The sequence below is a fragment of the Saccharopolyspora rectivirgula DSM 43747 genome (assembly GCF_000497205.1).
Lineage (GTDB): Bacteria > Actinomycetota > Actinomycetes > Mycobacteriales > Pseudonocardiaceae > Saccharopolyspora > Saccharopolyspora rectivirgula.
In genome coordinates this window covers 27,866-48,942 of sequence record NZ_AYJW01000030.1, presented here as the reverse complement: position 1 = coordinate 48,942, position 21,077 = coordinate 27,866, and the positions used below count along the sequence as shown (strand labels likewise).

The following is a 21,077-nucleotide window of genomic DNA, read 5'->3' as shown; positions in this document are numbered from 1 at the left end:
GTGTGCTCTTCCGATCTCGCGGCGGGCGGGAAATACTCAAGGAGTGCCGGGAGCTGCGGGAGCGCAAGTACCCGAACGGCTTGCCCACCGGTCAGGCGGTGGCCACCACCGCCGGGAACTTGCCGGCGCGCTGGGTCATCCACCCCCCCGGGCCGGTCTACGACCCCGCCGAGGACAGCTCCGAACTGCTCGCCACCCGCAGCGATTCGCGGTAGCAGGAGGCGAGCAGTTCGGAGCTGTCCTCGGCGGGGTCGTAGACCGGCCCGGGGGTGTGGATGACCCAGCGCGCCGGCAAGTTCCCGGCGGTGGTGGCCACCGCCTGACCGGTGGGCAAGCCGTTCGGGTACTTGCGCTCCCGCAGCTCCCGGCACTCCTTGAGTATTTCCCGCCCGCCGCGGCGGTGGATGGCGCCGTCCACCCCGCCTCCGCCCAGCAGCGTCGTGTTCGCCGCGTTGACCACCGCGTCGACTTCCTGCGCGGTGATGTCGCCTTTGACCAGGGTTACCCGCATACCGGCCAGTGTTGCGGTCCGCCGCGGGACGCGCTCGTGGATCGTCGAAGAACGCGGTCAGTGCGCGCCGCCCAGCTCCAGGGCGACCACGCCGGCTATGACCAGCGCGATTCCGAACAGCTGCACCAGCGTGACCGTTTCCCCCAGGAACAGCAGGCCGATGAGCGTCACCAGCGCGACGCCGGCTCCGGACCAGATCGCGTAGACCACGCTGACCGGCAACCCGAGCTTGAGCACGCCGCCCAAGGCGATGAAGGCGGCCGCGTACCCGATCACCACGCACGCCGAGGGCACCAGCTTGGTGAAGCCCTCGGAGAGCTTCAGCGACACCGTTCCGATCACTTCGGCCAGGATCGCCCCCGCGAGCAACAGGTACGCCACCAAGCCTCCCCCGCAAAAACTAGTACATATGTACTAGTTTTCTAGCACAGCGGCGCGAACCGAACAAAGCATCGAAAGCGGGGCCGCTAGTCCTCCTTGCCCTCCTTGCCGGTCTTCCCGTCGTCCTTCTTGCCGAAGACCATCTCGGCGACCAGCACCGCCGCCCAGATCCCCGACGGGATCAGCGGCCAGAACGGCAGCAGCGAACCGGACACGACCGACGTGACGACCCAGATCGCCACCATGACGACGGTCGCACCGGCCCAGTCGCGCCACTCCTTGCCCGCCCACGCGGGCAAGGCCTTGCCCTCCTCCTTCTTCACCGGGGCGGACCGGCTCGCGGATTCGTCGACCACGGCTTTCGACGATTCCGGCAGGTCAGCGGTCAACTTCGCCAGCTCGCCCAGGGTCATCGCGGAGTACGCGGCCTGCAGCCGCTCGTCGTACTCGGTGAGCGTGAGGCGCCCCTCGTCGAAGGCCATCCGCAATCTGCCAGCGACGGCTTCTCTGTCCGCGTCCCCGGCGCGGAACGAGTCGTGGTCCGGCTGCATCACCCTGCCTCCCTAAGCACCGAGGTCCTCGTCGAGCCGACCGGACACCCTGCTCGACGCCTCGAATAGTGGCGAATATCGCAATTGTGATCGATCTCGACCGACGGCGGCCAACAGGCCCCCTCCACCAGCGCCTCCGGATCGCCGAAAAGCAGCTCCCAACAGCAACAACGGTAATCGACGCCGCCCCCGCCGAACCCCCTCTTCGCATGCTCGCCTGCCTGACCAGGACATAATTCGGGCCGAACCCAGGTGTGCGCCCACCTAGTTTCAGCTTGGGTGTTCAGCCAGAATCACCGTCTGTTCCCGACCCGGGCGCGCCCCCGTTGTTACTGATCAGTAATAGGGCGTACGCTCCCAAAACACGAACAAACGCTTCGAACAGGAGGCCGCGAGCATGGGTGCCCTGCAGCTCGTCCTGGGCCTGATCTGTCTGGCCGTGACGGCAGTCGCGGTCGTGCTGGTCGTCAGGACGGTCAGGCGGATGGTGCAGTCCATTCGCCTGGGACAGCCCGATCCGACCAGAAAAGGACCATTCGGAGCCCGCTTCGGGAACATGGTCAAGGAATTCCTCGGCCACACCCGGATGCTGAAGTGGACCCACGTGGGCATCGCCCACTGGTTCGTCATGGTGGGCTTCCTGGTCCTGAGCCTGAGCGTGCTCGAGGCTTATTTCGAGGTCTTCAACCCGGCCTTCGAAATGCCGCTGCTCGGGTCCTGGTCGGTTTGGAACCTGCTCATCGAGATCACCGGCATCGCGACCATCCTCGGTGGGCTCTGGCTGATCATCGTCCGTCAGCTCAACCATCCGCGCCGCGCCGGACGGCTCTCCAGGTTCCAGGGATCGAACTTCTGGCAGGCCTACTTCGTCGAAGCCGTCGTCGTGCTCGAGGGCATCGGCATCGTCGGACTGCGCGCGTTCAAGTACTCCTCGGACCTGTTCCACGCGCCGGCGTGGTCGGCACCGCTGACCTACGTGCTGGGCAACGCGCTGCCCGCCAGCACCACCGCGGTGACCGTCTTCGCCGCCTTCAAGATCCTCTCCGCGATGATCTGGGTGATCGTGGTGGCCAGCAACATCACCATGGGTGTGGCCTGGCACCGCTTCACCGCCTTCTTCAACATCTACTTCAAGCGGGAAGCCGACGGCGACGTGGCGCTCGGCGCGGCCAAGCCGATGATGAGCGGCGGCAAGCCGCTGGACTTCGAGGAAGCCGACCCGGACACCGACGTGTTCGGCGCCGGCAAGATCGAGGACTTCACTTGGAAGGGCTGGCTGGACTTCACCACCTGCACCGAGTGCGGTCGCTGCCAGTCGCAGTGCCCGGCGTGGAACACCGGCAAGCCGCTCTCGCCGAAGCTGCTGATCACGTCGCTGCGCGAGCACGCCTACGCCAAGGCGCCGTACCTGCTGGCCGGTGGCCGCAAGGACATGGCCGGTGACGAGGTCGGCATCACCGGCGAAGGCGCCGAGGAGCGCCTGGCCAAGATCGACGCCCTCGCCCTGGCCGAGGCCGAGCGCCCGCTGATCGGCGGCCCGGAGGAGATGGGCGTCATCGACCCCGACGTGCTGTGGTCCTGCACCTCCTGCGGTGCGTGCGTCGAGCAGTGCCCGGTGGACATCGAGCACGTCGACCACATCATCGACATGCGCCGCTACCAGGTCATGATCGAGTCGAACTTCCCGACCGAGCTCGGCGGGATGTTCAAGAACCTGGAGAACAAGGGCAACCCGTGGGGCCAGAACGCCAAGGACCGGCTGGCCTGGACCGAGGACCTCGACTTCGAGGTCCCGGTGTTCGAGGGCGAACTGCCCGAGGACGTCGAGTACCTGTTCTGGGTCGGCTGCGCCGGTGCGTTCGAGGACCGCGCGAAGAAGACCACCCGGGCGGTGGCCGAGCTGCTGCACATCGCCGGCGTGAAGTACATGGTGCTGGGCCCGGAGGAGACCTGCACCGGTGACCCGGCGCGGCGGGCCGGCAACGAGTTCATCTTCCAGATGCTGGCCCAGCAGAACGTCGAGGTGCTCAACTCGGTGTTCGAGGGCCGGGAGCCCGGCAAGCGCAAGATCGTCACGACCTGCGCGCACTGCTTCAACAGCATCGCCAACGAGTACTCGCAGCTCGGCGGCAACTACGACGTCGTGCACCACACCCAGCTGCTGAACCGGCTGGTCCGGGAGAAGCGGCTGGTCCCGGTGGCCCCGGTCGCCCAGGACGTCACCTACCACGACCCGTGCTACCTGGGTCGGCACAACAAGGTGTACACGCCGCCGCGCGAGCTGGTCGGCGCTTCCGGCGCCAACCTCCGGGAGATGCCGCGGCACGCCGACCGGTCGATGTGCTGCGGTGCCGGTGGTGCCCGGATGTGGATGGAAGAGCGCATCGGCAAGCGCATCAACCTGGAGCGCGTCGACGAGGCGCTCGGCACCGCGCCGACGAAGATCGCGACCGGCTGCCCGTTCTGCCGCGTGATGCTCACCGACGGGCTCACCTCCCGGCAGAACGAGAAGGCCGCTTCCGAGTCGGTCGAGGTGGTCGACGTGGCCCAGCTGCTGCTGTCGGCGGTCAAGCGGGGCCAGGACGGCCAGGAGGCCGGCGGTGAGGCCGAGGCGGACGGCAAGGCCGACGTCTCGACCGCGACCAAGCCGACCGGCACCACCCTGCCGGAGCAGGACAAGGAGTAAGAAGCAAGCAGCGTGCACCTGCGGTGCGGGGGCGGCTTGGCCGCCCCCGCACTTTTTTCGCCGCCGGTACCGACGCGCGGTGCCGGCTGACGGGAACGTCCCGTCCGGGGTTGGCAGGAAAGTTCCCCTCCCGCCTTCGGGGACCGGAAGCGGCCCGCCCTCCCGAGCGCCGGGCAGCCGCCCCGCCGCCCGAAAAGCTGGAGCGGGGCGTCCGGGATCCCGGGCGCCCCGCTCCAGCTCGATTCGCTCAGCTGCCCATTTCCTCCAGCGAGCGACCGTTGGTCTCCTTCAGGTAGCGGACCACGAAGAACAACGAGACGACCGCGAACGCGGCGTACACCAGGTACGTCACCGAGAGGTTCCAGTCCCGCAGCACCGGGAAGCTGACGGTGACCAACCAGTTGGAGACCCAGTTGGTCGCGGTGCCGAGGGCCAGCGCTGCGGCCCGGATGCGCACCGGGAACATCTCGCCGAGCAGCACCCACATCACCACGCCCCACGAGGCGGCGAAGAACAGCACGAACGCGCTGGCGGAGATGAGCGCGACCACACCCCACTGGAACGGCAGGTGCGCTTCTTCCCCGGTCACGACGGCGTAGCTGAACGCCCAACCGGTCACGGCCAGCGACACCGCCATGCCGGCCGAGCCGATCACCAGCAGCGGCTTGCGCCCGATCTTGTCCACCAGTGCGATGGCGATCAGCGTGCCGATGATGTTGACGATCGACTGCACCAGGGCCAGCAGCAGCGAGTTGCTCTCGTCGACGCCGACCGACTGCCACAGCGACGACGAGTAGTAGAAGATCACGTTGATGCCGACGAACTGCTGCAGCGCGGCGATGGCCATGCCGATCCAGACGATCGGCAGCAGCCCGAACTTGCCCTTCAGGTCCCGCAGGCGGGGCTTGTGCTCACCGCCCAGCGCCCGCTGGATCTCACCGATCTTCTCGTCGGGGTCGCCGGGCTCGATCCGGGCGAGGACTTCCCGCGCCTGGTCGGCTTTGCCGGCGGCGACCAGGTAGCGCGGGGACTCCGGGATCAGCGACGCGACCACCAGGTACACCGCTGCGGGCACCGCGGCCGCGGCGAGCATCCACTGCCACGCCATCAGGGGCCCGAGCTGGCCGGAGGCGCTCCCCCCGGCGGCTGCCGCCAGGCCGTAGTTCACCAGCTGCGACAGCGCGATGCCGAGCACGATCGCGAGCTGCTGCAGCGAGGAGAGCCGCCCCCGGTAGCGGGCGGGGGCCACTTCTGCGATGTAGGCCGGGGCGATCACCGAGGCGATGCCGATCGCCACACCGCCGACGACCCGCCACAGGGCGAGGTCCCACACCGCGAACGGAACCGCTGACCCGATCGCGCTGATGACGAACAGGATCGCGGCCAGCTGCATGACCCGGATGCGGCCGATCCGGTCGGCCAACCCGCCGGCGATCCCCGCGCCCACAGCGGAACCGAGCAGCGCCGCGGAAACGGTGAGCCCGGTGACCGCGGAACCAACCTGGAAATTGCTTTGAATCGCTTCTACCGCGCCGTTGATGACGGACGTGTCGTAGCCGAAGAGGAAACCACCGAGCGCGGCCGCCCCGGCGATCATCACAACGTGCCCCAAACCTGCGTCGGCGGCACGCGCACGCGTTACGGACATCGATACTCCTGCTCCCCGCCCGCGATCCGCCACTTTGCGAATCGTTTCAGCAGAGTCGGGCGTCAGACACGGTAAAACGCGCGCGGCGTGATTGGCTGCACCGATCAAGCGTGAAGCTTCTCACCCATCTGGGTGACATGGCGGCTATCACACGGTAGTTGCCCCCAGGCGCCGTTCGGTTTAACGGCGGGTGTCCACCCGGGTGAAGTTCAGGTGGGCGCGGGACGGGGTCGGCCCTCGTTGCCCCTGGTAGCGGGACCCGACCTCGCGGGAACCGTAGGGGTGCTCGGCCGGGCTGGAGAGCCGGAACAGGCACAGCTGCCCGATCTTCATGCCGGGCCACAGCGTGATCGGCAGGTTCGCCACGTTGGACAGCTCGAGCGTGATGTGACCAGTGAACCCGGGGTCGATGAACCCCGCCGTGGAGTGCGTGAGCAGGCCCAGCCGCCCCAGGGAGGACTTGCCCTCCAGTCGTCCGGCCAGGTCGTCCGGCAACCGCACGCTCTCGAACGTCGAACCGAGCACGAACTCGCCCGGGTGCAGCACGAACGGCTCGTCGTCGCGGGTCTCCACCAGCGAGGTGAGCTCGTCCTGCTGTTGCGACGGATCGATGTGGGTGTAGCGGGTGTTGTCGAAGACCCGGAAGAAGCGGTCCAGCCGGATGTCGATGCTCGACGGCTGGATCATGGCCGCTTCGAACGGGTCTATCTCGAGGCGCCCTTCATCGAGCTCTTTGCGCAGGTCCTGGTCACTCAGCAACACGCATGACAGCCTATCGGCGCCCCTGTTATGATCTACGGCGGATGCGGTGCTAAACTTGAAAGCGACAGCACCGGACCATCCGGTGATGCATGCGGATGTAGTTCAATGGTAGAACATCAGCTTCCCAAGCTGAGAACGCGGGTTCGATTCCCGTCATCCGCTCTGCAGAGCGAAAACCCCGGGCCCAAGGCCCGGGGTTTTCGCGTTCCCGGCCGAGTTCTCCCGCCCCGCGAGCGCTCCCCCTCCGGTCAGCACCCGCAGCCGCCTACCGCATCGGCGCGTGGCGCAGTCGACGAACCCCCACGGCCAGCAGACCGGCGATCAAGCCCCACAACGCGTTCACGACCAGCACCCCGACGATGGCCGGCGGATGGGCCAGCGGCCCCTGCAGTTCCCCCAGCAGGACCGGGGACAGGACCCCGCTGAGGACGATGGCGAAAACGCCGTAGGCGAGCCCGGCGAAGACGAGCGTGAGCAGCGGTTCGGCCACGCGCGTGAACCCCACCACCGCCACCCAGACCAGCGTGACGAGCGCGGTCACCGCCAACTGCGTCTGCGGCTTCCCCAAGCGCTCCGTCACCCCGACGACGTTCAGCAGCGGCCGGACGAGCGCGAACGCGCCAAGACCCAGCACCAGGAACCACTGCAGGTCCTTCAATCTGCCCATGGGGGAATGCTCGTCGACGAGGCCGGCGCGGCGCATCGGGTTTTTCCCGGACACCACCCCGATGCCACAGCTCGCCACCCCTGCCGCCCCTCGGGGGACGACGCGCACCGCCCCCAGGGGAGTCCGGCGAGGACGGGTGCGCGCCCGGGCCTCAGAACCACACGTCGGCGAGCAGCTCCATCGAACGCATCCGGTCCGCCGGGTCGTAGGTGTAGGTCACGGTGATCAGCTCGTCCACCCCGGTCGCGGCGACGAAGTCGGTGAGCTTGCGCCGCACGGTCTCCGGGGAGCCGACCGCCCGGACGCTGAGCATCGAATCGCTGAACGCCCGCTCCGACGGGGTGCCCAGCTCCTCCGGGTCCACCGGCGGCTGCAGCGGGCGGCCGCCCTTGCGGACGTCGAGCATGAACTGCTGGGTGGTGGTCCACAGCCGCTGGGCCTCTTCGTCGGTGGGCGCGACCACCACGTTGATCCCCGCCATCACGTACGGCTCGGACAGCTGCGCGGTGGGGGCTTGGGGGTCGAAGGACGACCGGTAGACCTCGATCGCCTGCTCCAGCTGCGCCGGGGCGAAGTGGGAGGCGAAGGAGAACGGCAGGCCGAGCTGGCCAGCGATGGAGGCCCCGTTGACCGTGGAGCCCAGCACCCAGAGCGGCACCTCGGTGCCCTGCGCGATGCCCGCGGTGACCGGGACGCTCTTGGCCTTGCCGCTCTTCCCGAACCAGCTGGTGAGGTCGTAGATGTTGGAAGCGAACGACTGCGGGTCCGCGCCGGAGCGGCTGAGCACCTGGGCGGTCATCGGGTCGGTGCCCGGCGCCCGCCCCAGCCCCAGGTCGATGCGCCCGGGGAAGAAGTTGGCCAGCGTCCCGTACGCCTCGGCGACGTGCAGCGGCGCGTGGTTCGGCAGCATGACCCCGCCGGAGCCGACGCGGATGCGTTCGGTGCGCGCGGCGGCCTGTCCGATCAGCACAGCGGTGGAGTTGGCGCCCAGGTGCGCCGTGTTGTGGTGTTCGGCGTACCAGACGCGGTGGTAGCCGAGCCGGTCGGCCAGCTCCGCGGCGCGCATCGATGCGGACAGGGCGTCCTGGACGGTGCTGCCCTCGGAGACGGGCACCAGGTCGAGGATGCTGATCGGAACTCGCTGCGACATGCGGGGTGACGTCCTTTCTGTCTCTGCCAAGAGAAGCAAGTCGAGCAAGTCTCGTATTTCGTGAGTCCCCTCACAGGGCCACGGCAGCTGGCGACCGGCGGCGGAGCGCGGACTGTGCCGAATGGCTCATGCGCAGGGCCGTTCCCTCGATTAACCTCATCTCGCGACGACATATAGCTCTGCGGAAATTTATTGCGGGCGCAATTTTCGGAAATCCCCTAATACACGGGAAATCACCCCCTATTACCGAAAAAACACCCCTAATCGGTATGTACTGAGCGCATTCGTTGCTATACGGTCCGAATAATCGCGCCGGTCGAAACCTGCCCACCCCGAATTGTTTCCGCAGGTCGATCGGCAGATCCGGGTTAACCGCCAAGAAGGCGGTCGACCGGTGACCGAACCTGCCGCATTACCCCGAGGAGAATCGAAAAGTGAAGACGAAGCTGCTCCGTGGTGCGCTCCTGGCTTCGCTCGTCGCAGTGCCCGCGCTGGTGTCCGGTGTCGCCGTCGAACCCGCCGCGGCGACCGGCACCCCGGCGGGGGACACCGCGCTGGAAGTTTCGGTGTCGCGCGACGGCGCGGTCCGGGAGACCAACCTCGAATGCCACCCGGCCGGCGGTGACCACCCCAAGGCCGCTGAGGCTTGCGCCCAGCTGGAAGCCGTCGACGGCAACTTCCACGCCCTCGACCAGCGCGGCGCCTCGCCCTGCACGCTGCAGTACGCCCCGGTGACCGTGAAGGCCCACGGCACCTGGAAGGGCCGCACCGTGCAGTACGAGCAGACCTTCTCCAACGACTGCGTGCGGATTTCGAAGACCGGAGCGGTCTTCGAGTTCTGATCCCGTGCGCGCCGAACCCGCCGCACCGCCCAGGGCTCCCGTGCGGAAAGGTGCTGCCACATGGAACTAGTTCGCGAAGACGTCCTGACCGGCAAATTGCGCCAACTCCTCCAGTTGGCCGGGACCGACGAAGACTTCGCGGTCGACGAATTCCACCGGCTGGTCGACACCTACGGCTGCGGGGAAATGCGCAAAGCCCTGGAAGTCGTGGGCGGCGCGGAAATCGACTCCTGACGCCGACCGGGGTCCGCGGCCGCGGACGAGGCCGCGGGCCCCGCTAGACGTCTGAGGCCAGGGCCAGTCCCGCGGTCTGCGCGGCAGCGATGCTGTCGTCCACCGCGACCACCTCCCGCCCGTGCCGGGCCAGCAGCGAAGCAGCCGTCACCGCGCGGTTCCCACCGCTGCAGTGCACCCACACGGTGCCGTCCGGGATCTGGGACAACCGGCGCGGCAGCTCCCACAGCGGGACGTGCACCGCCCCGCGCACGTGCTGCTGCCGCCACTCCCGCCGGCCCCTCACGTCCAACACCACCTCGACATCGGCCTGGCCGAGATCGGCGAACCTGGCCACCGGCAAGCTGCGCAGCGCGTTCAGCCCCGTGGCCAGCTCCTGCGGGGTGCCCACCGCAACCGCGTGGTCGACCCCGATGCGCACCAGTTCCCGGCGGGCCGCGGCCACCTGCTGCTCGTCCTCCGCGACCACCGTGACCGGTTCCCCGGGGTCCACCAGCCACCCCAACCAGGGAACCAGGGAGTTGTCCAACCCGAAGCTGACGGTGCCCGCCAGGTGGCTGCGGGCGTACCGCTGCCGGTCCCGCACGTCCACCACCAGGTATCCCGCCGCCAGCCGCCGGGCCAGCTCCGCCGGCCCCACCGGCTCCTCGACCTGCAGGCTCACCGGCGGCGGCCCCACCCGGTTGTCCTCCACCAGGCGCTGGAAGTAGCCGGGAACGGGCCCCACCCCGCTGAGCAAGTGCTCCACGAAGGCATCGGCGGAGAGGCTGAACACCGGGTTCACCTTCTTCTGCTGCCCGATCGTGCCCTGCTGGCCGACCGAGCGCGAAGCGAGGCAGAAATCGCCGGTGACGTGGGTCGGCCAGAGCTGGGCGTCGTCCGGCAGCAACCGGGCGAGCTTGTGGGCCGACTCGTGCTGCTCCCGGGCGAGCTCCTCGCTGTGCTCCGGCCCCACCAGATCGGCCCGCCCCGTGGTGCCGAACAGCAGCGAACCACCGGTGAACACCCCGACCGCCCGATCGCCCTCCTCCAGCACGTAGGCGTGGTGGTTGAAGGCGTGCCCGGGGGTGGCCACCGCGCGCAGCCTGCTGCGCAAGCCCAGCGGCAGCACCTCCCCCTCCGCCACCGGGTGGTGGTCGAAGGAAACCCCGCTGCCGGCCGGCACCCAGTACGGGGCACCGGTCAACCGGCTCAGCTCCAACCCCCCGGAGAGGTAGTCGTGGGGCAGGTGGGTTTCCAGCACCGCGGTGATCCGGGCACCGAACTGGCCGGCCACGGCGAGCACCCGGTCGACATCGCGCTGCGGATCCACCACGACCGCGGCCCCGCCATCGGCGACCACGTAGCTCCGGTCACCGAGCGAAGGCGTGGAGATCACTTCGACAGCTGGCATGGTGACTCCCGCAGAATCGGCGTGCTGCCACGGAACCACCGTCACCCGGGCGGCGCAAACGCGGACCGATCAGCCCAGCGCGGTGGCCGCGGCTGCGCCGAGCAGGGCCGCTGCCACCCCGGCGGCGAGGGAACCGCAGGCGTTGCCCGCGGCCGTCCGCCAACGACCGGCCAGCAGCAGCTGCACGGTCTCGTGGCTGAAGGTGCTGAACGTGGTCAGCGCACCGCAGAAACCGGTGGCCAACAGCGGCTGCGCGGCCCCGGGCAGTCGCGCCGACGCAGCGGTGAGGAACCCCAGCAGCAGGCAGCCGGTCACGTTGACGACCAGGGTGCCCAGCGGCAGACCGGTGCGGCTGCGCTGCTTCGCCCAGCGGTCGACCAGGAAGCGCGTCCCGGCCCCGACCGCTCCCCCGAGAGCCACCAGCAGGGAGCTCACCACCGGTCCTCCTCGACCGGGGCTCCCCGCTGCAGCACCAGCCCGGTCAGGCCGATGGCCGCCGCGGTGGCCACCAGGCAGCACAGGACGCTGCCCACCGCGAAGACGACGGCCAGCAGCGGATGGGCCCGCAGCTGGAGGACGTCGATGACGAAGGTGGAGAAGGTGGTGAAACCGCCCAGCACCCCCACGCCCAGGAACGGGCGGAGCAACCGGTGCGCCGCCCGCTGGCTGATCAGGGTCATGAGCACGCCGATGGCGGCGCAGCCGACCACGTTCACCACGAACGTCGCGGCGGGCCCGCCGAACAGCAGGGACGCTGCGTGGCGCAGCAGCGCGCCGAGCGCCCCGCCGACGGCCACCGCGGCCAGCGACTCACCGGTGCGGGGCGGAGCGTCGCGCCCCGCGGGCGGTGCAGCACCCATTCGGCCTCGCAGCGTCCTCTCCAGTGCTCCCGCGCCGCGTCCCGCGGCGGGGCAGGGCGGTCCTCGCAGCCCTGCCCGCCACGACGGTACACGGCGCGACCAGGAGCTCCGGTGGCGCGCGATCACCCGGACACGTGTCCCGCCCGCCGCGCGTTGGCCTCGATCGCCGTGCGGACGTACTCGGCGAGTCCCGGCTCGATGTCCTCGTACACGGCGGTGAACCGCTCGTCCGACACGTACATCTCGCCGAGGCCCCGGTGGATCCCGTAGTCGCAGTCGTAGCACCAGCGGGTGATGTGCTGGCGGTGCTGTTCGGCCAGCCCCATGGCGTGCTCGCCGTCCGCGGGCAGCCCGCTGCGCAGGGCCTGGGCGAACCGCTCGTGGATGTCCTGCTGCTCGGCCAGGAACCGCTGCCAGTCCTGCTTGGTGTAGCGGCTCATCCGCTGCCGGGACTGCCGGTAGGCGTCGGTGCGGCCCCACCGCTGCTCGGCTTCCGCCTCGTAGTCGTCCGGGTCGAAGTCCCCGAACAGCTCGAACTTCTCCTGCTGGGTCAGCTCGATCCCCAAGGTGTTCGCCTCCAGTTCGCGTTCCACTGCCGCGAGCATGCGCTGCAGCCGGTCGATGCGGGCCTGCAGCAGCTCGCGCTGCCGTTGCAGGTGGGCGGTGGCGTCCCCGTCGGCGAGGATGTCGGCGATCTCGTCGAGGCCGAGGCCGAGTTCCCGGTAGAACAGGATCCGGCGCAACCGGTCCAGGTCCTCGTCGAAGTAGCGGCGGTATCCGGCCGCGGTCCGGTGGCCGGGCACCAGCAGCCCGATCTCGTCGTAGTGGTGCAAGGCGCGCACCGTGACCCCGGCGAGCCGGGCGACCTCCCCCACCGTGTAGCCCGTTTCCTCCCTCTGCACGGGTCCCAGCCTGCGGCCTCACGCCGCGTGAGGGTCAAGCCGAATTCCGCGGCGACCGGTCGGTGGCCGGCTGGATCGGGTGGGCGGTGTGCAGCCGCTGCTGCGGGTCGTGCTGGGCCTTGAGCCGGGCCAGCCGCCGGTAGGTGTCCGGTTCGAACCCGGCGCGGGTCTGCTCGGCGTCGCGGGGGCCGTAGCTGAAGTTGAGCGAACGCCCGAGCGCGTGCTCGGTGAACGGCTCGAAGGCCTCGGCGTGCACCGCGCGCACCAGGTCTTCCTCGCCGGATCGGACCGGGGAGAGCACGCCGAGCGAGTAGGCCGCTCGCCGGTGGCCGACGGCGTTGGGGATCCGGGGTGGCCGGGCCAGCGCGCCGCCGAGGTGGCGCATGCTGACCACGCACATCACCGGCGCTTCCGGGCCCGTGGTCCCGGGCAGGGTGGCCAGTGCGCGCGGGTCGAGGTCGGCGAGCAGCCAGTGGTCGCTGCGGTAGGCGTGCGGTTGGTCGGGTTCGGCGAACACCGAGCCCGATTCGGCGTACGGGAGCTCGCGCAGGGTGTCCTGCAGGTGGGGGCCGAGTTCGCGCAGCGGCTGCAGCACCCGCTCGCCTTCCGCGGCGCTGCCGAGGTGGGCGAGTTGGATCTGGGCGACGTACCGGCCGCGCAGCGGCGCCGGAACCCCCTCCACGTCCGGGTACGGCAGCACGGCCACCGCCGAGGTCATCTCCTCCGGCGCGGTGCTCGTCCACTCCCGCCAGGCTTCCAGCACGTGGGGCACCTCGGCGACGTCGAAGAACAACGAGCCGCCGTAGAGGCCGGTGACCGGCACCAGCTCGATCTCCATTCCGGTGACCACGCCGAAGTTGCCGCCCCCGCCGCGCAAGCCCCAGAACAGCTCGGGCTCGCCGTCCGGGGTGACCTCGCGCAGCGAGCCGTCCACGGTGGCCAGTTCGAAGCGGCGCACGTGGTCGGCGGCGAACCCGTGGCGCCGCGCCAGCAGCCCCACCCCGCCGCCCAGGGTGTAGCCCACCGCTCCCACGCCCGGGAAGCTGCCCGACAGCGGTGCCAGCCCGTGCGGTGCGGCCGCTTCGATCACCTGCTGCCAGCTGGCCCCGGCCTCGACCCGAGCGGTGCGCGTCCGCGCGTCCACGTGGACGCCGGACATGCGGCGCGTGTTGATCAGCACCCCGCCTTCCAACGCGGTGGTGCGCCCGTGCCCGGTGGCCTGCACCGCCACCCGGGCGCCGGCGTCGGCGGCGAATTCGAGCGCGGCACGCACGTCCTGCGCCCCGGTCGCCTCGACGACCACCGCGGGCCGGTGCGGCTGCCCCAGCTGGAACCCGGTGCACCCCTGGTCGTACTGCTCGCTCCCGGGGGTCAGCACCGCTCCGCGGACGCGGCGGGCCAGCGCGTCCACGTCGAGCTTCGAAGTCCGCGTCGCATCGGGCATGTTCGCACCTTAGGAGCTGGAGCGCGCTCGAACTCCAGTCGAAGGCGCGGTGGTCGACGAGAATCCCCCGTCGGGGAGACGGCGCCGCGCGCGGCGACCGCTCAGCGGCTGGCGACTTTGCGGTAGCGGTTCACCGCGAGCGGGATGAACACCGCGATGATCACCAGGGCCGACGCGATGGTGTACGCGACCGCGTGGTGGTAGGGCCAGCTGTCCGGTGGCGGCCCGGTCACCCGGATCGGGTTCCCGTACAGCTTGCGCAGCGCATCGGCCGTGACGGTGATCGGATTCCACTCGGCCACCGCGCGCAACGGCCCGGGCATGGACTCGGCGGGCACGAACGCGGAGGAGATGAAGGTGACCGGGAACAACCAGATCAGGCCGGCGCTCTGGGCGACTTCGACGCTGCGGGCGATCAGTCCGATGAAGGCCCCCACCCAGGACATCGCGAAGGAGAACAGCAGCAGCAACAGGAAGGCCAGCACCGCTTCGGTGAAGCTGCCGCGCAGCCGCCAACCGACGATCAACCCGCAGAGGGACATGATCACCACGGTCAGCACGCTGACCGCGAGGTCAGAGCTGGTGCGGCCGAGCAGGACGGCGACCCGCGACATCGGCAGCGCCCGGAAGCGGTCCACGATGCCCTTCTGCAGGTCGTTGGCCAATCCGATCACGGTGAAGGCCGAGTTGAACGCGACGGTCTGCACGAAGATCCCGGGGATCAGGAATTCCCGGTAGGCCTCTCCGCCGAGACTGCCGCCGAAGACGTAGGCGAACAGCAGCACGAACATGATCGGCTGCGCGGTGCTGGACAGCAGGAAGTCCGGGTTGCGCTTGATGTTCACCAAGTTCCGCCAAGCGACGACGCTGCTGTCCCGCAGACTCACGGCCAGTGCGGTCACGACTCCCCCCTCCGCCGCTGCCGAGGATGCGGCGGCCGGCCCGAGGGGGCAACTCGCGGTGCGGTGCGCCGCGCCGCGGTCACGGCGCACCACCCGGTCAATTCAGCACGGAACCCCCGGCCAATTCAGCACAGGACGATCCGGTCCAGGTACGGGCTCACGCCGCGGGATTCGTGCTTCCGCGTCTGCCCGGGCGCGATCGAGAAACAACGGCTGTCCGCGCCGCGCGCCATGATCAATTTGATCCGGTAATTGCGCTTGCACTTGTTGGTCACCCAGACCGTCGTGTAAACCTTGCCCTTGGATTCTTTGTCGTGCATGCACTTCGGCGCGGTGGTTTCCCGCGGCTGCATTTCCGGAGCATCGGAAACGGCCGCTGTCGCCGGAACGCCTCCCAGCAGCGTCATCACCGCCGCCAGGAGCACCCCAGCGGAAAGAGCGCGCTTTCCAGTACGCACTTCGTCCTCCCCAGTTTGGAAAAACCCGATTTCTCGGGTCGGAACAACACGGCTACGCCGTCGCGACGTCTGCGGGCACCGCAGGAATTGTTCGGTGGTTGCAACCGAAGGAGATCCTCTCCAACGAAAATCGGAAAAACCAGATTTCGATCTCGAGTCCCACCGAAGTAGTGATCACCGCAGGAATATTCCTGTTTCGACCTCCCGCCGGAAAAAGGCGGATCGCGGCGCGGCGCTCCTGATCAGCGCTCCGAGGACGGTGCTCGAACAAGGCGGGCCCCGTTCTCGACGCGCCGTGACCGGTCCTCCGGAGACCGGGAGTCGGAGCAGGAATTTCCGCGGCCGGCAGCGGTGTTCCCCACCGGGATTCCGGGTCGGCCCGCGGCGCCGACCCGGTTTCCGCTCCCCGGTGGCCCGGGAACCTCCGGAGTGGACGGGCGCTCGGCACCACCGGACCCCGGGAGCCGCACGACCGGCTCGACTCCGGAATGGACGCCAGCGCCGGCTCCGGTGGGTGCTCCGAGACCGCACCGCGCCCGTCCCCCGGTCCACCGGGCCGAAATCACGGACATAACGAACATATCGGCCGGTCAATTAGTGATCTACATCATATTGGGTCTCGGGTGTAACGCGGGGGGAACGGCTGGCGATAACCCCAGTGACCCCGCGGTGCTGTCGGACCCCCGACCTGGCAGCATCGCGGGGCTTCCAATCTCAGCCGACCTCAGCCAGGCGTTCGCCTTCCGCACCACCCGTTGCGCTTGAAAGCACCGGCAATCCATCGCGCAGTCATTTCGCGTCTCGAACTCGGGGGGATCCAATTGGAGCTGCTCACCATCTTGTTCTGCACTCTGGTACCGGTGCTCGCAGCAAGTGCCTACTACCTGGCCGACAACAAGCAGTGAACCACCGCACCCACTGAACGGCCCATCCGCTCGACCTCGCCGCGGTCCGCCACCGAGCAGCCGCAGCACCGCCCCGACCGCGCACGGCGGAGCTGCGCGCTGTCCGCCGTGCGCGGTCACCGGCGAGCGGCAACGGGGATCACCGACCCCGCCGCGCCGCGGACCGCGGCGAGGTGAGCACGACCTGCTCGGAGTCGATCGGGCGAAGAGACCTCCGGCGAACGGTGCGCTCCGCCAGCTGTCGAAGGCCGGGCCGAGCCGACACCGCCCCCGGGAACATCGCGCGGCTCCGTGTTGTTGACTGGACCTGTGAGTGGGGAGCAGCAGAAGCGCAAAGGTCGGGTGCGGGCGCCGGAGCTCGTAGGACGCCAGTGGCTGAACACCGGGGGCGAGCGGCTCGGGCTCGCCGACTTCCGCGGCAAAGTCCTCCTGCTGGACTTCTGGACGTCCTGCTGCATCAACTGCCTGCACGTGCTGGACGAGCTGCGGCCGCTCGAAGCGGAATTCGCCGACGAGCTGGTCACCGTGGGCGTGCATTCCCCGAAGTTCGAGCACGAAGCGGACCCGGACGCGCTGGCCGCGGCCGTTGAGCGGTACGCCGTGCACCACCCGGTGCTGGACGACCCGAACCTCACCACCTGGCAGAACTACGCCGTGAAGGCCTGGCCGACGCTGGTGGTGGTGGACCCCGAGGGCTACATCGTGCACGTCGCCGCCGGGGAAGGCCACGTCGACGCGCTGCGCGAGGTGATCACCGAGGTGGTCGCCGAGCACGAGGAGCGCGGCACCCTGCACCGCGGGCAAGGCCCCTACGTGCCGCCGGAACGCCCGGACACCACGCTGCGCTACCCGAGCAAGGTGCTCGCCCTGCCCAACGGCAACCTGCTGGTCTCCGACTCAGCCAACCACTCCCTGGTGGAGCTGGAACCGGACGGGGAAACCGTCGTCCGGCGCATCGGCACCGGGGAGCGCGGCAGCACCGACGGCAGCCCGGAAACCGCCAGCTTCGCCGAACCCGGCGGGCTGACCTTGCTGCCCGAGCACATCAGCCAGCGGACCGGCTACGAAGTCGTCGTCGCCGACACCGTCAACCACCTGTTGCGCGGGGTTCGGCTCTCCGACGGCCAGGTGCGGACCCTCGCCGGCACCGGCCAGCAGTGGCGGGACGGCGCCGACAGCGGACCCGGCCGGGAGATCCCGCTGACCAGCCCGTGGGACGTGGCCTGGTGGGAGCCCGCGGGCGGCGTGGTGATCGCGATGGCCGGCAACCACACCCTCGGCTGGTACGACCCGCTCACCGGAGAAGTCCGCCGGTTCGCCGGCACCACCGTGGAGGGGCTGCGGGACGGCGCGGCCTCCGAGGCCTTCTTCGCCCAGACCTCCGGGCTCGCCGCTGACGGCGACCGGCTGTGGCTGGTCGACGCCGAGACCTCGGCGCTGCGCCGGGTCGAGCCGGCGGACGAGGGCTTCGTGGTGCGCACCGCGGTCGGCACCGGCCTGTTCGACTTCGGGCACGCCGACGGCCCCGCGGAGCGGGCCCTGCTGCAGCACCCGCTGGGAGTCGCGGTGCTGCCGGACGGTTCGGTGGCGGTCTGCGACACCTACAACGGCGCGATCCGCCGCTACGACCCGGAGTCCGACGAGGTGTCGACGCTGGCCACCGGGGTCAGCGAGCCGTCCGGGGCGACGGTGCTGGACGGCGAGCTCGTGGTGGTCGCCTCCACCGCGCACCGGCTGGAGCGGCCGGTTCCGCCCGGGGTGACCGCGCAGCTCGTCGAGGGAGCAGCCCGGCAGGTCAAGCGCCCGGCCACGGAGGTGGGCGCGGGCGAGGTCGAGCTGGCCGTGGTGTTCACCCCGCCTCCCGGCACGAAGCTGGACGAGCGCTACGGGCCCTCCACGCGGCTGGAGGTCAGCGCTTCGCCGGCCGACCTGCTCGTCGAGGGCAGCGGGGTGGGCACGGACCTCACCCGCAAGCTCGTGCTGACCGAGGGCGAAGGGGTGCTGCACGTCGTCGCCCAGGCCGCCAGCTGCACCGACGACCCCGAGGTGGAGCACCCGGTGTGCCAGCTGACCCGGCAGGACTGGGGCGTGCCGGTGAAGGTCACCGCGGGCGGCCCGCGGCGGCTGCCGCTGGTGATGGGCGGTTTGGATACGGAGCTGTGACCTCCCTGGGAGGTGAGCGCTCGGAGAGCGACAAGTAAACTTTCCGAGTGACCGATGCCAAGCTAGAGATCCAGATGCTGCATGACCGGGTCATGGTGCGGGTCTCTCAGGAATCCGGGGAACGCCGCAGCAGTGGCGGTATCGTGATCCCGGCCACGGCCCAGGTCGCCAAACGGCTGGTCTGGGGCGAGGTGTTCGGGGTCGGCAGCCACGTGCGCTCCGTGAAGGTCGGCGACCAGGTGCTCTTCAACCCCGAAGAACAGTACGAGGTCGAAGTCCAAGGGCAGACCTACTTGGTCATGCGGGAACGGGACCTGCACGCCGTGGCCAGCGAGCGCACCGAGCAGGGCACCGGGTTGTACTTGTGAACTGGCGTTGATCGACGCACCGACACAGTCGTAGTTGGCGGTGGTTCGCGCAGTCGGGCCACCCGTGCTTTCACATGCCCAGCAGCGGCAGAAGGGTGGAACGGTGCCGGAGGACAATGATCGTCGCTGGGATGCGGAGCAACCGACCGAACGCATCCACATCGATCCGGAGCTGGGGCGAGCAGCTGGCGGACCTGCTCCGGAATCCGACACCGAGCGGACGACCCGCATCCCACCGGTGGATTCCGGTGCGCCGACGCGGAGCGGCACCAGCATCAGCGGGCAACTGGATCCGGAACCCGAGGACCCGGACCTGGAGCGCACCGAGCAGCTGGCCGCGCTGCCGTCGGACTTCCCGGACCTGCCCACCCAGGCGATCCCGGCCGTGCAGGACGAGCCCGCCTACCGCGACCCGGAACCGGCCCCCGAGCCGTTGGCGGTGGACGAGGAACCCGAGCAGCCGCGGAGCGGCAAGCGCAGCCCCGCTGCGCGGGCCGGCCTGGTGGTCGGCGCGGTGGTGGCCGCGCTCGGCCTGCTCTACGTCGGCGATCTCGCGCTGACCAGCGGCCAGGTGCCGCGCGGCACCGTGGTGGCCGGGGTGGAGATCGGCGGCATGGAGCGCGCTGCGGCGGAGGCCGAACTGCGCGAGCAGCTCGGTGCGCGGCTGGACGAGCCGGTGGAGCTGCAGGCGGACAAGAAGACCGCGACGATCGACCCGAACGCGGCCGGGCTGCGGATCGACTTCGCCGCGACCGTGGAGCACGCCGGCGAGCAGCCGCTGAACCCGTTCACCAGGTTCACCTCCCTGTTCACCACGCGGGAAGTGGCTCCGGTGACCGAGGGCGACCGGCAGCAGCTGATCGAGCAGCTGAAGGGGGTCCAGCAGAAGCTGGAGCAGGAGCCGGTGGAAGGCGACATCCGGTTCGAGGGCGCCACCCCGGTCCCGGTGAACCCGATCCCCGGCCACCGGATCGACTTGGACGAGGCCGCCGACGTGGTGATCCGGGACTGGGCGAAGGAAGGCCCGGTGCGGTTGCCGCACACCAAGCAACCGGTCTCCACCACCGCTGACGGGGTGCAGGAGGCGCTGCGCGAGATCGCCGAGCCGGCGGTGTCCGCCCCGGTGACGGTGCGTGGCGAGGGGAAGGACGCGGTGTTCTCCCCCGAGGACATCGGCAAGGCGCTGCGCTTCACCCCGAACGGCAACGGCGGGTTGAAGGCGGAGCTGGACGTGCCCACCGCGGCTGACGCGCTGCTGCCGCAGCTGGAGGAGACCGTCAAGCCGAGCAAGGACGCGGAGATCGTGCTGGAGGGCAACCGGCCGGTGGTCCGCCCGTCCGAGGACGGTGTCGGCATCGACTGGGACAAGACCCTCGAGCCGGCGATGGACGTGCTCAAGCGGTCGGAGGACCGCAGCCTCGACGCGGTGTACAAGCCGGAGCCGGCGGAGTTCACCACCGAGCAGGCCAACGAGCTCGGCATCAAGGAGGTCGTCGGCGAGTTCACCACCGGTGGTTTCGAACCCGCTTCCGGCGAGAACATCCGGCGCGTGGCCGAGCAGGTCAACGGCGCGATCGTCAAGCCGGGCGAAACGTTCAGCTTGAACGGCCACACCGGCCCGCGCACCGCGGCGCAGGGCTACGTGGAGTCCGGGATCATCAAGGACGGACGCCCGGGGAAGGCCGTTGGCGGCGGCATCTCGCAGTTCGCCACCACCCTGTACAACGCGGCCTACTTCGCCGGGATGGAAGACGTCGAGCACAAGGCGCACAGCTACTACATCAGCCGCTACCCGGCGGGGCGGGAAGCGACCGTCTTCCAGAACCCGGACGGCAGCAGCGTCATCGACGTCAAGTTCAAGAACGTCTCCAACAGCGGCATCCTGATCACCACCAGGTGGACGCCGTCGTCGATCACGGTGACGCTGTGGGGCACCAAGCAGTTCGACGTGACCTCGGAGACCAGCGAGCGCACCGACATCACGCCGCCGAAGGAAGTGCCGATCCCGCCGGGCGAGCCGTGCAGCCCCAGCAACGGCGCCCCCGGTTTCACCGTGTACGACACCCGCACCATCCGGGACCTGACCACGGGCGAGGTGCGCACGGAGCGGACCAAGACGGTGTACGAGCCGCAACCGATCATCAAGTGCGACGCGCCACCACCGGCGCCGTGACGATCGACGTCCGACGGGAGGGGCCGACCGGTTTCCGGTCGGCCCCTCTTCTGCTGTGCGGCCGGTGTCCGGCGGTC

The 21,077-nt window shown here is 69.6% G+C and carries 19 protein-coding genes, 1 tRNA gene and 2 pseudogenes; 8 read left to right on the top strand and 14 right to left on the bottom strand.

What is annotated here, in order from left to right; translation table 11 throughout:
* Window positions 1–194: pseudogene (locus tag SREC43747_RS20245) on the top strand (macro domain-containing protein); the annotation flags it as partial.
* Here SREC43747_RS20245 and SREC43747_RS0110435 read toward each other — a convergent pair.
* The 3 genes and pseudogenes from SREC43747_RS0110435 to SREC43747_RS0110425 all read right to left on the bottom strand — a co-directional run.
* Window positions 191–511, bottom strand: a pseudogene (locus tag SREC43747_RS0110435) (macro domain-containing protein); the annotation flags it as partial. The pseudogenes SREC43747_RS20245 and SREC43747_RS0110435 overlap by 4 nt on opposite strands.
* Window positions 512–568: 57 nt before the next feature.
* On the bottom strand, window positions 569–895 hold the full coding sequence (locus SREC43747_RS0110430) for a DMT family transporter (protein ID WP_201768671.1): 327 nt from the start codon (window positions 893–895) through the stop codon (window positions 569–571).
* A gap of 83 nt (window positions 896–978) precedes the next feature.
* Window positions 979–1,443: a DUF1707 SHOCT-like domain-containing protein gene (locus SREC43747_RS0110425; RefSeq protein ID WP_029721172.1), complete on the bottom strand. Its 465-nt coding sequence runs from the start codon at window positions 1,441–1,443 to the stop codon at window positions 979–981.
* A gap of 397 nt (window positions 1,444–1,840) precedes the next feature.
* Here SREC43747_RS0110425 and SREC43747_RS0110420 point away from each other — a divergent pair, with 397 nt between their 5' ends.
* On the top strand, window positions 1,841–4,129 hold the full coding sequence (locus SREC43747_RS0110420; RefSeq protein ID WP_029721170.1) for a (Fe-S)-binding protein: 2,289 nt from the start codon (window positions 1,841–1,843) through the stop codon (window positions 4,127–4,129).
* Window positions 4,130–4,376: 247 nt separating this feature from the next.
* On the opposite strand, the gene SREC43747_RS0110415 is transcribed toward SREC43747_RS0110420, so the two are convergent.
* Both SREC43747_RS0110415 and dcd read right to left on the bottom strand, forming a co-directional pair.
* Window positions 4,377–5,777, bottom strand: a complete 1,401-nt coding sequence (locus tag SREC43747_RS0110415) for a sugar porter family MFS transporter (RefSeq protein WP_029721169.1) — start codon at window positions 5,775–5,777, stop codon at window positions 4,377–4,379.
* A 180-nt stretch (window positions 5,778–5,957) separates the two neighbouring features.
* Window positions 5,958–6,539 (bottom strand): dCTP deaminase, encoded by a 582-nt coding sequence (dcd, locus tag SREC43747_RS0110410; RefSeq protein ID WP_029721167.1) that lies wholly within the window; start codon window positions 6,537–6,539, stop codon window positions 5,958–5,960.
* A 91-nt stretch (window positions 6,540–6,630) separates the two neighbouring features.
* Here dcd and SREC43747_RS0110405 point away from each other — a divergent pair.
* Window positions 6,631–6,701 (top strand) — tRNA-Gly (locus SREC43747_RS0110405).
* Between the two features lie 103 nt (window positions 6,702–6,804).
* On the opposite strand, the gene SREC43747_RS0110400 is transcribed toward SREC43747_RS0110405, so the two are convergent.
* The gene (locus SREC43747_RS0110400; RefSeq protein WP_029721166.1) at window positions 6,805–7,206 is read right to left on the bottom strand and encodes a hypothetical protein; all 402 of its coding nucleotides are present in this window, start codon (window positions 7,204–7,206) and stop codon (window positions 6,805–6,807) included.
* 151 nt (window positions 7,207–7,357) lie between these two features.
* Complete coding sequence (locus SREC43747_RS0110395) at window positions 7,358–8,356, bottom strand: LLM class flavin-dependent oxidoreductase (RefSeq protein WP_029721165.1); 999 nt, start codon at window positions 8,354–8,356, stop codon at window positions 7,358–7,360.
* Window positions 8,357–8,790: 434 nt separating this feature from the next.
* Here SREC43747_RS0110395 and SREC43747_RS0110390 point away from each other — a divergent pair, with 434 nt between their 5' ends.
* Window positions 8,791–9,198 (top strand): SSI family serine proteinase inhibitor, encoded by a 408-nt coding sequence (locus SREC43747_RS0110390; protein ID WP_051387932.1) that lies wholly within the window; start codon window positions 8,791–8,793, stop codon window positions 9,196–9,198.
* 60 nt (window positions 9,199–9,258) lie between these two features.
* Window positions 9,259–9,432: a hypothetical protein gene (locus SREC43747_RS21315; RefSeq protein ID WP_160172997.1), complete on the top strand. Its 174-nt coding sequence runs from the start codon at window positions 9,259–9,261 to the stop codon at window positions 9,430–9,432.
* Between the two features lie 43 nt (window positions 9,433–9,475).
* Here SREC43747_RS21315 and SREC43747_RS0110380 read toward each other — a convergent pair whose 3' ends face one another.
* The 7 genes from SREC43747_RS0110380 to SREC43747_RS0110350 form a co-directional block, all read right to left on the bottom strand.
* Complete coding sequence (locus SREC43747_RS0110380; RefSeq protein WP_029721163.1) at window positions 9,476–10,825, bottom strand: MBL fold metallo-hydrolase; 1,350 nt, start codon at window positions 10,823–10,825, stop codon at window positions 9,476–9,478.
* Window positions 10,826–10,894: 69 nt separating this feature from the next.
* Window positions 10,895–11,260, bottom strand: a complete 366-nt coding sequence (gene crcB, locus SREC43747_RS0110375; RefSeq protein ID WP_029721162.1) for a fluoride efflux transporter CrcB — start codon at window positions 11,258–11,260, stop codon at window positions 10,895–10,897.
* Entirely contained in the window at window positions 11,257–11,685 is a 429-nt protein-coding gene (locus tag SREC43747_RS0110370) for a fluoride efflux transporter FluC (RefSeq protein ID WP_029721161.1), read from the bottom strand. Before SREC43747_RS0110370 ends, crcB begins: the two co-directional genes overlap by 4 nt.
* A gap of 122 nt (window positions 11,686–11,807) precedes the next feature.
* Window positions 11,808–12,587 (bottom strand): MerR family transcriptional regulator, encoded by a 780-nt coding sequence (locus tag SREC43747_RS0110365; RefSeq protein ID WP_029721160.1) that lies wholly within the window; start codon window positions 12,585–12,587, stop codon window positions 11,808–11,810.
* 34 nt (window positions 12,588–12,621) lie between these two features.
* The gene (locus SREC43747_RS0110360; RefSeq protein ID WP_029721159.1) at window positions 12,622–14,031 is read right to left on the bottom strand and encodes an FAD-binding oxidoreductase; all 1,410 of its coding nucleotides are present in this window, start codon (window positions 14,029–14,031) and stop codon (window positions 12,622–12,624) included.
* Between the two features lie 101 nt (window positions 14,032–14,132).
* Window positions 14,133–14,933 (bottom strand): ABC transporter permease, encoded by an 801-nt coding sequence (locus tag SREC43747_RS0110355; protein WP_029721158.1) that lies wholly within the window; start codon window positions 14,931–14,933, stop codon window positions 14,133–14,135.
* A 125-nt stretch (window positions 14,934–15,058) separates the two neighbouring features.
* Window positions 15,059–15,391 carry an alpha-amylase inhibitor gene (locus SREC43747_RS0110350; RefSeq protein WP_152528381.1) on the bottom strand — a complete coding sequence of 111 codons (333 nt, stop codon included), beginning with the start codon at window positions 15,389–15,391 and terminating at the stop codon, window positions 15,059–15,061.
* A 1,214-nt stretch (window positions 15,392–16,605) separates the two neighbouring features.
* Here SREC43747_RS0110350 and SREC43747_RS0110340 point away from each other — a divergent pair.
* From SREC43747_RS0110340 to SREC43747_RS0110330, 3 genes are all read left to right on the top strand, one after another.
* Window positions 16,606–18,459 (top strand): NHL domain-containing thioredoxin family protein, encoded by a 1,854-nt coding sequence (locus tag SREC43747_RS0110340; RefSeq protein ID WP_029721154.1) that lies wholly within the window; start codon window positions 16,606–16,608, stop codon window positions 18,457–18,459.
* 47 nt (window positions 18,460–18,506) lie between these two features.
* Complete coding sequence (locus SREC43747_RS0110335) at window positions 18,507–18,827, top strand: GroES family chaperonin (RefSeq protein ID WP_029721153.1); 321 nt, start codon at window positions 18,507–18,509, stop codon at window positions 18,825–18,827.
* 103 nt (window positions 18,828–18,930) lie between these two features.
* On the top strand, window positions 18,931–21,000 hold the full coding sequence (locus tag SREC43747_RS0110330) for a VanW family protein (RefSeq protein WP_029721152.1): 2,070 nt from the start codon (window positions 18,931–18,933) through the stop codon (window positions 20,998–21,000).
* Window positions 21,001–21,077 lie beyond the last annotated feature (77 nt).